General features: G+C 60.1%; 11 protein-coding genes. 1 reads left to right on the forward strand and 10 read right to left on the reverse strand.

The window, feature by feature from the left end:
* Positions 1–30: 30 nt before the first annotated feature.
* From cfa to ACODTB_RS07720, 7 genes are all read right to left on the reverse strand, one after another.
* The gene (gene cfa / locus ACODTB_RS07690) at positions 31–1,212 is read right to left on the reverse strand and encodes a cyclopropane fatty acyl phospholipid synthase (protein WP_488929219.1); all 1,182 of its coding nucleotides are present in this window, start codon (positions 1,210–1,212) and stop codon (positions 31–33) included.
* Between the two features lie 53 nt (positions 1,213–1,265).
* Positions 1,266–1,625 (reverse strand): TraR/DksA C4-type zinc finger protein, encoded by a 360-nt coding sequence (locus ACODTB_RS07695; protein WP_488929220.1) that lies wholly within the window; start codon positions 1,623–1,625, stop codon positions 1,266–1,268.
* A gap of 19 nt (positions 1,626–1,644) precedes the next feature.
* Positions 1,645–2,526, reverse strand: a complete 882-nt coding sequence (locus tag ACODTB_RS07700) for a universal stress protein (protein ID WP_488929221.1) — start codon at positions 2,524–2,526, stop codon at positions 1,645–1,647.
* Position 2,527: 1 nt separating this feature from the next.
* The gene (locus tag ACODTB_RS07705; RefSeq protein ID WP_488929222.1) at positions 2,528–4,003 is read right to left on the reverse strand and encodes a SulP family inorganic anion transporter; all 1,476 of its coding nucleotides are present in this window, start codon (positions 4,001–4,003) and stop codon (positions 2,528–2,530) included.
* A 421-nt stretch (positions 4,004–4,424) separates the two neighbouring features.
* Complete coding sequence (locus ACODTB_RS07710) at positions 4,425–4,550, reverse strand: hypothetical protein (protein ID WP_488929223.1); 126 nt, start codon at positions 4,548–4,550, stop codon at positions 4,425–4,427.
* A 73-nt stretch (positions 4,551–4,623) separates the two neighbouring features.
* Positions 4,624–5,349, reverse strand: a complete 726-nt coding sequence (locus tag ACODTB_RS07715; protein WP_488929224.1) for a hypothetical protein — start codon at positions 5,347–5,349, stop codon at positions 4,624–4,626.
* Positions 5,346–8,396 carry an HsdM family class I SAM-dependent methyltransferase gene (locus ACODTB_RS07720; RefSeq protein WP_488929225.1) on the reverse strand — a complete coding sequence of 1,017 codons (3,051 nt, stop codon included), beginning with the start codon at positions 8,394–8,396 and terminating at the stop codon, positions 5,346–5,348. The genes ACODTB_RS07715 and ACODTB_RS07720 overlap by 4 nt, the downstream gene beginning before the upstream one ends.
* A gap of 109 nt (positions 8,397–8,505) precedes the next feature.
* Between ACODTB_RS07720 and ACODTB_RS07725 the strand changes: the two genes are divergently transcribed.
* Positions 8,506–9,405 carry a BrxR family helix-turn-helix transcriptional regulator gene (locus ACODTB_RS07725; RefSeq protein WP_488929226.1) on the forward strand — a complete coding sequence of 300 codons (900 nt, stop codon included), beginning with the start codon at positions 8,506–8,508 and terminating at the stop codon, positions 9,403–9,405.
* Here the strand turns inward: ACODTB_RS07725 and ACODTB_RS07730 are convergent.
* The 3 genes from ACODTB_RS07730 to ACODTB_RS07740 form a co-directional block, all read right to left on the reverse strand.
* On the reverse strand, positions 9,402–10,799 hold the full coding sequence (locus ACODTB_RS07730) for a transposase (protein ID WP_488929227.1): 1,398 nt from the start codon (positions 10,797–10,799) through the stop codon (positions 9,402–9,404). The genes ACODTB_RS07725 and ACODTB_RS07730 overlap by 4 nt on opposite strands.
* Positions 10,800–11,307: 508 nt before the next feature.
* Positions 11,308–12,954: a chaperonin GroEL gene (groL, locus tag ACODTB_RS07735; RefSeq protein WP_291114086.1), complete on the reverse strand. Its 1,647-nt coding sequence runs from the start codon at positions 12,952–12,954 to the stop codon at positions 11,308–11,310.
* A gap of 46 nt (positions 12,955–13,000) precedes the next feature.
* Positions 13,001–13,291 carry a co-chaperone GroES gene (locus tag ACODTB_RS07740; protein WP_204733408.1) on the reverse strand — a complete coding sequence of 97 codons (291 nt, stop codon included), beginning with the start codon at positions 13,289–13,291 and terminating at the stop codon, positions 13,001–13,003.
* Between the last annotated feature and the right edge of the window lie 21 nt (positions 13,292–13,312).

The raw sequence follows: 13,312 nt of genomic DNA on the forward strand, positions 1-13,312 counted from the left end.
CCGAGGGCCACGCTGTGCTTTGAGGGGGACTCAGGGGCGACGGTATCCGCCACGCAGGCCGTCTTTGGTCAAGACCCACTGCCACAGTTGGATGTCCCGAGCCCGAAAGGCTCCTGCGCAGGACAAGAGGTAGTAGCGCCACATGCGGTGGAATCGCTCTCCCAGTTCCTCGCTGAAACGAGTCCAGGCGGCCTCGAAGTTGGCGTACCAGGCCATCAGTGTCTTGTCGTAGTCCGGGCCAAAGCTGTGCAGGTCTTCCACCACAAACAAGGCATCGAAGGCATCGCCCATCTGCCCGATAGAAGGCAGGTCGCCGTTTGGGAAAATGTACTTGTCGATCCACGCATCCGGCGTTCCCTCACGGGTGTTTTTGCCGATGGTGTGAAGTAGAAACAGCCCGTCATCCGCCAGACAGCGGTGTGCCACTTCCATGAATGTGCGGTGGTTCTTGCGCCCAACATGCTCGAACATCCCCACACTGGCGATGCGATCAAATGGCTCGTCCACTTCCCGGTAGTCCTGCAGCCGGAACTCGAGCGGCAGACCCCGGTACCGCTCCTGCGCCCAAGCGGTCTGCTCTTGGGAGATCGTCACGCCCACACATTGAACGCCATAGTGCTCGGCCGCGAAGCCCATCAGGCTGCCCCAGCCGCAGCCGATGTCCAGCAATCGCATGCCGGGTTGCAGTTGCAGCTTGCGGCAGATCATGTCGAGCTTGGCCTCTTGAGCCTGCGCCAGTGTTTGTGCGCCACCGGACCAGTAGCCGCAGGTGTAGGTCATGCGCTCGTCGAGCATGGCGGCGTAAAACTCGTTGCCCAGGTCGTAGTGGACTTTGCCGACCTTCCAGGCGCGCTTTCGATTCTGGCGGTTGATCAATCGAGTCCGCAGCGCGTGAAAAGCCAGCCGAAGCGGTTTCACTTTGGCATCGAGCCTTGCGTTGAGGATGCGATCAAAAAACTCATCCAGCCTGTCCGCCTCCCAATGCCCGTCCATGTAGGCTTCGCCCAATCCGAGATTGCCCAAAGAGAACACACGTTCGGGCAGGCTCGCATCATGGAGTTGCATGTCCCAAGGTTGGTCGCCATTGACCTGAATATCGGCGGACTCGAGCAACTCCAGCATCAGCTTGTGAACGCTTGAACGCGCATTCAAGTCGATTCGATGATTTCTGGTCGCATCCAAACCACTGGTTGCTTCTTCTGTACTCAACATCTTCAATTTTCTCCTCAAAAAAATTGTGTGACGAGAGGGCGCTGCCTGAGGCTTCAGCGCAATCGGTCGGGGTCGTTGCGTTCGATCTGGCAAGCCATGCAGAACACCACGGCCGGGTCCTGCCGCAGACGGGCCGGATCGATGTCTTCGTCGCACTCGCAGCAGCGGCCGTAGGCGCCTTGCGCCAAACGGTCTTGTGCCGCCAGCAGCTGGCGCTGACGCTGGCGCAGCCGCTGCTGGCGCTCCTGCGCCATCGCCTGCTGCTGCAGTGCGTCCATGCGCGAGAGGCGGCCCACGCTGGTCTGGTCCAGCTCCACCGTGCTGGCTTCGTCAGCTGCCTGCTCCAGTGAGGTACTCACCCCGGCGAGTTCATCGGCGATCAGTTGGGCAAATGGGGTGTGGGAGGGTTCCATGTCGATTTGCCCGGCGTGTTCAGCGCAGCAGCAGGGTGGGCACCTTGGCCGCCCTGAGCAGCTCGCTGGTGCGACTACCCATGAACAGGCTGCGCAGGGGCGAGTGGGTGTACGCGCCCATCACCAGCATGTCGATACCTTGTTCATCGATGTATCGCGCCACCGCGGTTTCCGGATCGCCCATCACCTGGGCCGCTGACGTGTCGATGCCGGCGGCCATCAGCGCGGCCTGCGCCACCTGCAGTTGCTTTGAAGCCTCGCTACGGCCTTCCTTGCCCACCATCAGCAGGTGGCAGGGAATGCCTTTGAACAGTGGGCTGGCAGCCACCATTTCCACGCCGTGGCGTGAGGCCGAGCCGCCGTCAAATGCGATCAACACCCGGGCCGGCGGTGTGAAGTTGTCGGTGACGGTGAGGATGGGGCGCTCCATGGCGCGCACCACACGCTCCACGTTGCGGCCTAGGTCGCGCAGCGTGGTGGTGGACGATTCGCCGCGCCGGCCCATGACCACCAGGCGCACATCGGCCTGCTGTTCGGTGAGCGTTTCCACCAGCGAGCCGTGGCGCTGGCGCATGTCGGGCTCGGCCACGCCGCTGGCCTGGGCGCGCAGGCGCAGGCGGTTGAGGAACACGCGGCCTTGTTCACGCTCGCGAACGGCCACGCTGGCCTCGTCTTCGGTCAGCTGGTTGAGCAGGTTCTCCTGTGCGTTTACGCCGATGGCACCGCTGTGGTCGGTCACAGGGGTAATGCCTTGCTGGCGGTCGATGACGTGCAGCAGCTCCAGCGGTGCGCCCAGTCGCAGCGCGGCCCAGGCGGCGGCGTCGGTTACGTGGTCGGCGTAGGGCGACTGGTCCACACAGGCCAGCACCTTGTTCTCGAAATTCATGTTCGTGCTGTCCATGTCAGTGCCCCATCAGCAAATCTTCGGCGCCGTCCTTGTCGTGCACACCGAACTTGTCCACCATGGTGGCGCTGGCCTGGTTCAGGCCCACCACCTCCACTTCGGTGCCCTCGCGGCGGAACTTCAGCACCACCTTGTCGAGCGAGCTCACGGCCGTGATGTCCCAGAAGTGTGCGCGGCTCACGTCGATGCGCACCTTGTCCACCACTTCCTTGTAGTCAAACGAGTTGGTGAAGCGATCGGCCGAAGCAAAGAACACCTGGCCCAGGATCTGGTACGTGCGTGTGCGGCCATCGTCCTCAGCACGCGACTGCACGCGCAGGATCTGGCCCACCTTGTGCGCGAAGAAGAAGCCCGAGAGCAGCACGCCCACCAGCACACCCTTGGCCAGGTCGTGTGTGGCGACTGTGACCACCACAGTGGCCACCATCACCACGCTGGAGCTGCGAGGGTTGTCGCGCAGGCCCTTTAGCGAGGCCCAGTTGAAGGTGCCGATGGCCACCATGATCATCACGGCCACCAGCGCGGCCATGGGGATCTGACCCACCCAGTCGCCGAGGAACACCACCATGAGCAACAGGAACACGCCCGACGCGAGCGATGACAAGCGCCCGCGTCCGCCCGACTTGATGTTGATGATGGACTGGCCGATCATGGCGCAGCCCGCCATGCCGCCGATGAAACCGCTGGTGATGTTGGCCACACCCTGGCCTACGCATTCGCGGTTCTTGTCGCTCTTGGTGTCGGTGAGGTCGTCCACGATGGTGGCCGTCATCAGCGATTCGAGCAGGCCCACCACCATCAGCGTGAGCGAATACGGGAAGATGATCAGCAGCGTCTCCAGGTTGAGCGGGATCTGCGGGATCAGGAAGAACGGCAGGCTGTCGGGCAACTCCCCCATGTCGGCCACCGTGCGGATGTCCATGTTCATGAAGATGGCCACGGCGGTCAGCACCACGATGGTCACCAGCGGCGACGGAACGGCCTTGGTGATGTAGGGAAAGCCGTAAATGATGGCCAGACCTCCTGCTGTCATGGCGTACACATGCCAGCTCACGTTGGTGAGCTCGGGCAGCTGCGCCAGAAAGATCAGAATGGCCAGCGCGTTCACAAAGCCGGTGACCACCGAGCGCGAGACAAAACGCATCAGCACGCCCAGACGCACCCAGCCCGCAATGATCTGCAGCACACCGGTCAGCACGGTGGCGGCCAGCAGGTATTGCAAGCCGTGGTCCTTCACCAGCGTGACCATCAGCAACGCCATGGCGCCGGTGGCGGCTGAGATCATGCCGGGGCGACCGCCAGTGAAGGCGATCACCACTGAAATGCAGAATGAGGCGTACAGCCCGACTTTGGGGTCGACTCCGGCGATGATGGAAAACGCGATGGCCTCAGGGATGAGCGCCAGTGCAACGACGATGCCGGCGAGCAGGTCGCCACGGATGTTGGACAACCAGTCCTGTTGAATAGATTTCATGAATTCGATGGGTGTGCTCAAGCCGTGCGGACCTTGTATGGGCATCGCGGCGGAGCGGGGAAAACGGAGCGATTGACTGGCTGGTTTGAAGATGGATCTTCAAACAACCGCACCAATGGGTACGGCGCCCTGACGCATGACCAAACACTTTTGCCGCTCGCCGGGCAGTGCCGGTGCGGTCAATGTGTGTTGTGAACGGTCGCGAGTTACAAGGGTCTGTCCTGTGATCGGTGCATCTCGCGACAGGTTGCGAGGCACCGGCGGGCCGGGAAAACCCTAGATTCTACATGCAGTTACGCATACCGCCGAGGCAATGGCTGTCGCATGGCACAGAAGCCACACTGCAGTGGGTGCAGCTTCATATGACCACAGGCCATAGCGCCGGCGGCCAAGCCAGACTGAGCAGGCGGTGGAACAGCAACTAGGCCACCACCGCGCTGTTGGCGTCCATCAGAAGCGCCACCCACCATTTCTCGCGCTGCAACAGCAGGTACACCAGCAGATAGACCGGCAATGCCGCCACCACGCCAGTTGGGGACTGCATCATGGGTCAAACCAAAAGTGGCAAAACTCAACCGTAGCTCACCGTTGTTGAACCACCATGTCCAAAAATACTGCCGTCATGTGCCAGGATCGGGAGGATCTGGAAGCACGACAAACATGTGCGAAAGCAGCATGGTGCCGTGGGCCGGCGCGCTGCCGGACAATCTGTTGTGTTCCGTGTCGAAGTGCGCAAGACCAGGAAACATTGCTGAAGGATCGCGAATCAACTCGCCAGCATCGTCACTGACCATTCTCAGATCAGCTTTTGCAGCCGTCGACAACAGCGATCGACGCAGCGTTTGAACGCAGTTTGAAGCGTCTCCAATGAGCATGCCGACCATGAAGGCGATAGGAAGGCCCTTCGCGTATTCACCGTCGACAAATCGGCGCATTCCCTCCGTTCCCCGATAGACCTTGCAGCTCGTTTTGGTTGCCTCAAGCTTCTTGAACTCGAAGATCAGCTCTATACGCACCTTGCCACTGTTCGACTTGTAAACCAGATCTTTTCGGATTCGGCCTTTTGGTTTGAGCTCTCCGTTGACGACTTCCGACTCGCCAGAGGGTTCCTCGTAGCTCCACCACCCCATCAGCCTTGCTTGGGACAGCGAAATCTTGGGCATGTGCATGCCAAAGCGCTCTGTGATGTGGTTCTCGCGATTCCCAGAGTGGAAAGTTTTTGGGGCCTGGGCCGAGAGATCATTCCATTTGTCGAAGACGAATTGCGCGGCACGGCGTGCTTCGTTCGCCGGAAAAGCCTTCATCCATTCATCTCGCGACGTCTGTCGCGGGGCGGGCTTGCTCATTGCGCAGCCTGCGCCTGTACATAGCGAACAATCCGCTCAGCGTCTCGGAAGGCTTGCGCCTGCAGCCACATTCGGCGGGCCATCGGTTTGATTAGATAGAGCGAATCGCCATGGCGCACCACCACGTCAGCCGCAAGGTAGAGGTTTTCGCGAAGTTGAACCGGCAGCAGTTCGCTGGTTTGCAACGTCCGCACCAACTTAGCCACGGCCTGGTCCGCAACCTCGGGCCGTGCATGGTGACCCTCAGCTGATTTTTGAGCCTGTACATCTAGGCGGATGACCGCCAGTGCACCGCATGCCTGTGCAGAGCCGATCGTCAAGCTGGCCTCAAAGTCGCCTGATCCATCCATCGCATCGCGCCATTGAGCGAGCTCCGCCAGCAGCGCCTTCACGTAACGCTGCAGATCGCGATCACTCGTGCGCATTTGCAGTGGCGTTACCAACCTGGCATACGAGGGTGGCTGCATGCTGGGTACCACCAGCGTGACCATCTCCTGCACCCGCGCCTTCTCCATTGCTGTCAAACCGAAGTACTCGCTGATCAGTTTCTCAGCCTGTGTCCTCCAGCGATCGAACATGCCCTGGCGACCAATCATGGGGGAAGCTTCCATCTCCCGTACGAACTCTGCCACCTCCGCCACGATCGCAGCAGCACGCTGCGGATTCGAATGGTCACGTGGGTGCACGAAAGGCAAACGCTTGACGTTCAACAGGCTAACCCTCTCGCGCTCGAAGCTGATTTGATAGGCTGTCAACAGCAGGAGGTAACGCACCAGGTCGGAGTGAAGGTAGACCGATAAGAATCGCAGCAAGTCGGCGTCTTTGGGGGAAGCCACGATCGCTGTCGTGCTGCTGTTGAACGAAAAACGCTTGGTGCTGAAGCCTGCGCAAATCTCTCGCTCAGACGTCATCCCGTCTTTGAACACGATGCGCGGGCCCTTGAACGCGCCCAAGATCTTGTCTGACAGCTTGGCTACGTGGGTCACCTTCTGCGGAAAACGCTCGAGCACACCCTCATCCAGCAGGGGGCCATGCAAGGCAAACTTTCGTGCATCCAGATACGGTGCGCTTGCAATCGACTCTACCGACACGGGAGTGCTGACCGAGCTGTCCTTGAGGTGGAAACCCTTGGCCATCTGCCAGCCGGTTTCATCGAGCAGGTCACCAATCTGTCCACGCATCTCCAGGCTGGCAATCGTGGCCTGATCCTGTGGCGTACCCCAGTACAGCGTGGTAAGCACCGAGTTGTCATGGGCCAACATGGAGGTCTGCACTGTGTGCCGATCGGCACCGTGCAGTGTCAACCGGCCAAAGGCCAGACTGACGTCGGCTTTCGGCGTCCAGTACTCGAAAGTTTCCGGCGACGCAATCGCATCCCGAGGCCGGCGCGGCCGCGCTGCAACGACCAGCGTTGGCTGCTTGGCGTTTTCGAAAAGCAGTTTGCGAAGATCGCCAAAGTTGATCACCGTGTCGAGTTCACAGCGGCGCAGCCATTCCTTCACAAAGGGCTGGCTGGTCTCCGCACCCAGACTGCTGACCGGCAGGATGAAACAGAATCGCCCCCTCACAGGGTCCACTGCATCCATCGCGCGCAACATGTAGGACAGACAGACCTGCCTGCGCGGAATTTTGTGCCCCTGTGCAGTGGCCCAAACGTCAGATGACAGCAACTCCTTGCCGCTGGGCTCCAGCCATGGTGGGTTGGATATCAGCAGAGTGAAATTGCCACGCTTGACCAGTGGGTTCTTGTCTGAGAAAAAGTCGCCCTTTGCTCCGCGTACGATGTTGTGGCCATCCAGCGTGGGCAATGTCGCCATACCCTGCGCCGTCAACTTGAAAAGGTCGGCCGGCTGAAGGTTCTCCAAAACGCACAGGTACAAACTGAATGCCGTGACACGGCATGCGGAATCGTTGATGTCAGAGCCGAAGATGTTTTGCTGGAGCAGTTCAACGCGCTTGGCAAACGGCCACTGAGCACCTGTTTTGGCTTCCCCATAAGCCAGCATGCGGCGGTAGGCGGTCGTCAGCAAAATTCCGGATCCACACGCACCATCGAGGACGCGCTCGGCCAAGATGTCGGCCGAGCCAGCAAACGCCTGATCGACTGCCAAAGCGGCCAGATGACGGGGGGTGTAGTACGCGCCCACGTCTCGTTTGTCCTCGGCGAGGAAGGATTCGTAAATGCCTGAGATGAGCTCGACCGGGATGAAGCGAAAGTCGTAGCGCCAGAAGCTTTTCTGCCCGTCGGCCATGTCAACGTGGGACAGGAACTCGTTGAGATGTTGGAAGGCCACTTCACTGAGCTTGCTCCAGACCGACTGGCCACCATCGGGTTCCAGCAAGTCCCCGTTGAAATCCTTCTTGACCCGCTTCATCAAAGCGATCATGCCTTTGCGATCTGCGTGCTTGGCCAAGTTAAAGAGGCTGCCCACCTCTCTCTGCTTGCGGTATTCGTCCCCAACGATGCCGCGGTGCTCCAGGTAGGCCACGAACATCACCTGGGCCATCAGCAGTTGCGCTGCACCCTTGTCCAAGCCCTCTTGGGTCAAGGCGTCCACGATGATTCCAAGGTTCGACAGCAGCTTTCGGTCGACCCGATTTTCTGGCGCAAACCACTGCGTATGGCGCGAGAACACTTCGCCCGATTGAATGTCCGCCCGGGAGAAGGCCCCAAAGGGCTTGGCTTGTTTGAATTCGATCTCTTCGAACGTAGCCTCGGGCAACGAGGTCGGTGCCGCGAGTGCATGCGTATCGTCAACCACCAGCACGATAGATACCAGGTTCTGGTTCCATGCGCGCTCGCGCACGCCACGCATCAAGCTTTGACTGTCAAGCGCCTCACCATTGCTCTCGAGGAAGCAAATCGTCGGCACGCCCTCGACGTCAAACACAGCCTTGGCGCGAATCGCCCCTTTGGGATCAAGCAGTCCCCGGATCTCGGTGCGATACGGATGCTGGCCATCCACGGAATCGCCGTGCACGTGCAGCGAGCCCGGGGCGTCTGAGTAGCCCCAAGCGTCCAACCACTGGTTCAGCACACCTTCCACGCGGACGTCTTTCTAAAAGTGTTTTCTTAGCAGTGAGTTTACCGTAGTAAGTGCATAAATCAAGAGCAGTGCTACACTCGTCTGCAATTAGCTACTCGTCGTGATAGGTATGGATGTCGTCTGGCTTGATACTCTGAGTTTTGCCCAGAAGCAGCGCCTTCAGTTCATTGAGGCACGGCTGATCTGGGACGGCTTCGTGCGCCGGGGACAGGTGTGCGAGGTCTTCGACGTCACGCCCAACCATCTTTCCAGGGACTTCAGGCGGTACCGACAGCACCATGCCCACTCGCTGGAATACGACGTGGAGAGGAAGGCCTACATCCGGGGCCGCGACTTCAAGCCTCTGCTGGCATCTGGCTCTGCGGAAGAGTACTTGTCGCTGCTTCAGGTGTACAGCACCAGCAAGTCAACCGCTGTCGTCCCTGCACTGGGGCATGTCACGTCGGCAGAATCCATCACGCAACCCACTGGCAGCATCGACCCTGACGTGCTGCGCCTCATGATGCAGGCCCTGCGCGATGGCTGTGGTCTGGCAGTCACTTACCAATCATTCAATGAAGCCGACCCCGTGCCTCGGACTCTGTGGCCACACACGCTGGTGTTCAACGGAGACCGCTGGCACGTCCGCGCTTTTGACGGTCGCCACCAGCAGTTCCGGGACTTTGTGTTGGCCAGGTGCAGCCATGCGTCGCTGGACGCAGCTACGGCACCCGTTGCCGCCGCGGACGACAAGATGTGGCATGAAACAGAAACTGTAGACGTGATTCCCGCTCTGCGCCTGTCGACCAGCCAGAAGTCTGTTGTCGCACGCGAATTTGGAATGAAGTCCACTGGCGACGCAGAGTTCCTGTGGTCATCGGCCATCCGGAAATGTTTGGTGAGCTACTTTTTGTACCGCCATCGATTGGAGCGCGGCGGTGCCGCCGAAAAGCCAGCCCCCGGGCAACATCCTTATCTGACACTGAAAGATCCCGATCTGGCGAACAAGTATCGCTTCGGAGGCGACTAAACGAAATCGAGGATCTCTTTGTGAGGCACGGGTTTGTCGGCCAAGCCCAGCCGCATCGCGGGGGTCTTGCCGTCTTTGCCAGTCATGCTGTAGTTGTAGATCACGCGAAACAACCCCATGATCTTTTGCGCGATTTCCGGGTTGTAGGCGCTGTAGCCGTACCAAGTTCGATGACCTGAACTGGCCGAGGCGATGGGTCGCTCCAGCAGGCTCACGCGCCTACGGAGCAACATGAAGAATCGATCAATGGGATGCAAGCTCGCAGATAGCATGCCCCCTGCGATTCGGTCCACATCGGCATCTCCCCAGTCGGTCAGGCAACTGACCTCTTTGAGCGGCTCGCCCATGTGCGGCAGTATGCTGGTGACCCACCGATTGGCCGCGTTGGCCTCTGACTTGCGCACCTGCAGATAGCGCTGCTTCATGACTTCGTGGGCGATCTGGCGTCGAGTGAGTTTCGGGTACTGCTTCTTTAAGCCTGACAAGTAGGTCTCGCTGTGTGCGACGGCCAGCTTCCTCTCATCGATCGTGAGCTCCTTACCAATCCGTACAAAGTAGGCATCCGCCCGCTTCTGCGCAACAAGATCCAGGCACGCTGCTAGAAAAGCGCCGCGGATGTTGGGCTCTTGGTCAAGATAGAAGTCAAATGCTCCCACGTTGGGCATTAGCCAGCGCAAAAACTGGAAGTGGCCCATGAGGACGTACTCAGCATGGATGCGCAGGCCTGACGCGGGTAGCTTGGTTCCTTCTTCTGCAAGGGCAACGCCAGCTGGGACGGCCTTGCCCAGCTCTTCGTCCCCGGGCAGAAAGAACTGCGCGTACCGGCGAAACGGCCCTGTCAATTCGTAGTCGCCAATTTCGCGAGCATGCAAGTCGACCTCGAACGGATTCCTGGCTGGATCGAAGTCAAGCTCAATCCCGAAGACATATCCACTGTCGCAGTCTGCGCTGCCCGTCGCTGACAGCTTCGTGTTGCGGCGATCAGCGCTGGAGGCCCAGTTGAAGGTGTGATCCTGGCGGTCGACTGCTATCCGCAGCTTTTGAAAGCTGAGCCGCTCTTGCAGAGCGCGTTCGCGGTCAACCACGAAGCTGATGGCCTGTTTGTGGAAAAAACGTATGCGCGAGTACAAAACGGCAGGCTGGACATCTGCCACCTCGCAGATCCTGCGCATGGGCATTTTATTGACCAGCAAGTTCAGTACCAACTCGTTGACTTCCGGTTGGCGCTGGCGCAGCGTCGCGCGTTGTGAAACCGTGAAGGTTTGCTTGCAGGCCTTGCATCGGTACCGCGCTGAGCCCCCTCGGCTTTTGCCGAACGACTGGTAGCCGTCGGAGTTGAAAAGTCCATGGTTGACGCATGAAGCGTTCCGGCATGCTGCAGCATCGCGCAGCATGAAGGGAGCTCGTTGTCTTTCAAACTCTTCCAGCGTGGCTCGGTTGCTCTTCAGCGTGAAGCTTTGGTTGCACCGCATGCAATAGATGGTCGATTCTGTCGAAACACCGATGGCCCGGTAACCATCGACCGATGCCCTTCCTGACCCCGCCTCTGCAAGCGGTGGTATGCCGAAATTTTCGCACTCCAAATTGCGACAGAAATTGAGCTGAAGGCCCTCGTGTTCTAGGGGGACGCGCCCTTGGCCCCCTGCGTTTCTGCGTTTGTAGCTTCTTGCCAAAAAAGAACCCCCGGTGAATACCGAGGGTTCTACCAGACGTTAAGGTGAGTCAACACCTTAATTGAACGGCTCGGATTTCTCGCGGGGCTTTTTTTGGGGAACCCTGTCAGAACACCAGCAGGCATTCCGACGCAGCATGAGGGTGCAGGGCAAGGCGCAGACGCGCTGACAGTGGCATCGCCACGGCAAGCGGCTGCAACGCCGCCATGCGCCCTCAGGCAAGGAGCAATTACATGCCCATGCCGCCCATGTCGCCCATGCCACCCATGCCGCCGCCGGGCATCGCAGGTGCGTCGTCCTTCGGGGACTCGGCGACCATGGCTTCGGTCGTCAGCATGAGGCTGGACACCGATGCGGCGTTCTGCAGCGCGGTGCGGGTGACCTTCGTCGGGTCCAGAATGCCCATCTCGATCATGTCACCGTAGGTGTCGTTGGCGGCGTTGAAGCCGTAGTTGCCCTTGCCGGCCAGGATGGCGTTGACCACCACCGACGGTTCGCCACCGGCGTTGGCCACGATTTCGCGCAGGGGCGCTTCGATGGCCTTGAGCACCAGCTTGATGCCGGCGTCTTGATCAGCGTTGTCACCCTTGATGGTGCCAGCGGCTTGGCGGGCGCGCAGCAGGGCCACGCCACCACCGGCCACGATGCCTTCTTCCACGGCAGCGCGGGTGGCGTGCAGGGCGTCTTCCACGCGGGCCTTCTTTTCCTTCATCTCGACTTCGGTGGCGGCACCGACCTTGATGACGGCCACGCCGCCGGCCAGCTTGGCCACGCGCTCTTGCAGCTTCTCGCGGTCATAGTCGCTGGTGGCTTCTTCGATCTGCACGCGCACTTGCTTGACGCGGGCTTCGATGTCAGCGGCAGCGCCGGCGCCGTCGATGATGGTGGTGTTTTCCTTGCCGATTTCCACGCGCTTGGCTTGGCCCAGGTCGGCCAGGGTCACCTTCTCGAGTGTCAGGCCCACTTCTTCAGCGATCACCTTGCCGCCGGTCAGGATGGCGATGTCTTCCAGCATGGCCTTGCGGCGGTCGCCGAAGCCAGGGGCCTTCACAGCCACGACCTTCAGGATGCCGCGGATGGTGTTGACCACCAGCGTCGCCAGGGCTTCGCCTTCGACGTCTTCGGCAATGATCAACAGCGGACGGCCAGCCTTGGCGACTTGCTCCAGCGTGGGCAGCAGGTCACGGATGTTGGAAACCTTCTTGTCGTACAGCAGCACGAAGGGGTTGTCCAACAGCGCCGATTGCTTCTCGGGGTTGTTGATGAAGTAGGGCGACAGGTAGCCGCGGTCGAACTGCATGCCTTCGACGACGTCGAGTTCGTTCTGCAGCGACTTGCCGTCTTCCACGGTGATCACGCCTTCCTTGCCGACCTTGTCCATGGCATTGGCGATGATCTCGCCGATGCTGGAGTCGCTGTTGGCGGAGATGGAACCGACCTGGGCGATTTCCTTGCTGGTGGTGGTGGCCTTGGAGGCCTTCTTCAGCTCGGCGATCAGGGCTTCCACGGCCTTGTCGATGCCGCGCTTGAGGTCCATCGGGTTCATGCCGGCGGCCACGTACTTCATGCCTTCGCGCACGATGGCCTGGGCCAGCACGGTGGCGGTGGTGGTGCCGTCACCGGCGTTGTCGGACGTCTTGGAAGCGACTTCCTTGACCATCTGCGCGCCCATGTTCTGGAGCTTGTCCTTGAGTTCGATTTCCTTGGCCACGGACACACCGTCCTTGGTCACGGTGGGGGCGCCGAAAGAGCGCTCGAGCACCACGTTGCGGCCCTTGGGGCCCAGGGTGACCTTGACCGCGTTGGCCAGGATGTTCACGCCTTCAACCATGCGTGCGCGGGCTTCGCCGCCGAAAATGACGTCTTTTGCTGCCATGTTGTTTCTCCGAATTCAGTAAAAAAGAGTGGATGACGGCGAAGGATTACTTCTCGACGACCGCGAACAGGTCGTCTTCCTTCATGACCAGCAGTTCGTCGCCAGCGACCTTGACGGTCTGGCCGCTGTACTTGCCGAACAGAACGCGGTCACCGACCTTGACGTTCATGGCGGACAGTTCGCCCTTGTCGTTTTTCTTGCCGGGACCGACTGCCAGGACTTCGCCCTGGTCGGGCTTTTCGGCGGCGGCGTCGGGGATGACGATGCCGGAAGCGGTCTTGGTTTCGCTGTCAATGCGCTTGACGATCACGCGATCGGCGAGAGGACGAAGGTTCATTGCATCTCCTGGGTATGGAAC

The sequence above is a fragment of the Hydrogenophaga sp. FG152 genome, from assembly GCF_057809615.1.

Excerpts from the sequence above, each read along its gene's own strand:
- ACODTB_RS07695 (WP_488929220.1), bottom strand. The coding sequence starts at position 1,625 with ATGGAACCCTCCCACACCCCATTTGCCCAACTGATCGCCGATGAACTC.
- ACODTB_RS07700 (WP_488929221.1), bottom strand. The coding sequence starts at position 2,526 with ATGGACAGCACGAACATGAATTTCGAGAACAAGGTGCTGGCCTGTGTG.
- ACODTB_RS07710 (WP_488929223.1), bottom strand. The coding sequence starts at position 4,550 with ATGATGCAGTCCCCAACTGGCGTGGTGGCGGCATTGCCGGTCTATCTG.
- groL (WP_291114086.1), bottom strand. The coding sequence starts at position 12,954 with ATGGCAGCAAAAGACGTCATTTTCGGCGGCGAAGCCCGCGCACGCATG.
- ACODTB_RS07705 (WP_488929222.1), bottom strand. The coding sequence starts at position 4,003 with ATGAAATCTATTCAACAGGACTGGTTGTCCAACATCCGTGGCGACCTG.
- cfa (WP_488929219.1), bottom strand. The coding sequence starts at position 1,212 with ATGTTGAGTACAGAAGAAGCAACCAGTGGTTTGGATGCGACCAGAAAT.
- ACODTB_RS07725 (WP_488929226.1), top strand. The coding sequence starts at position 8,506 with ATGGATGTCGTCTGGCTTGATACTCTGAGTTTTGCCCAGAAGCAGCGC.
- ACODTB_RS07740 (WP_204733408.1), bottom strand. The coding sequence starts at position 13,291 with ATGAACCTTCGTCCTCTCGCCGATCGCGTGATCGTCAAGCGCATTGAC.
- ACODTB_RS07730 (WP_488929227.1), bottom strand. The coding sequence starts at position 10,799 with ATGCTGCGCGATGCTGCAGCATGCCGGAACGCTTCATGCGTCAACCAT.
- ACODTB_RS07715 (WP_488929224.1), bottom strand. The coding sequence starts at position 5,349 with ATGAGCAAGCCCGCCCCGCGACAGACGTCGCGAGATGAATGGATGAAG.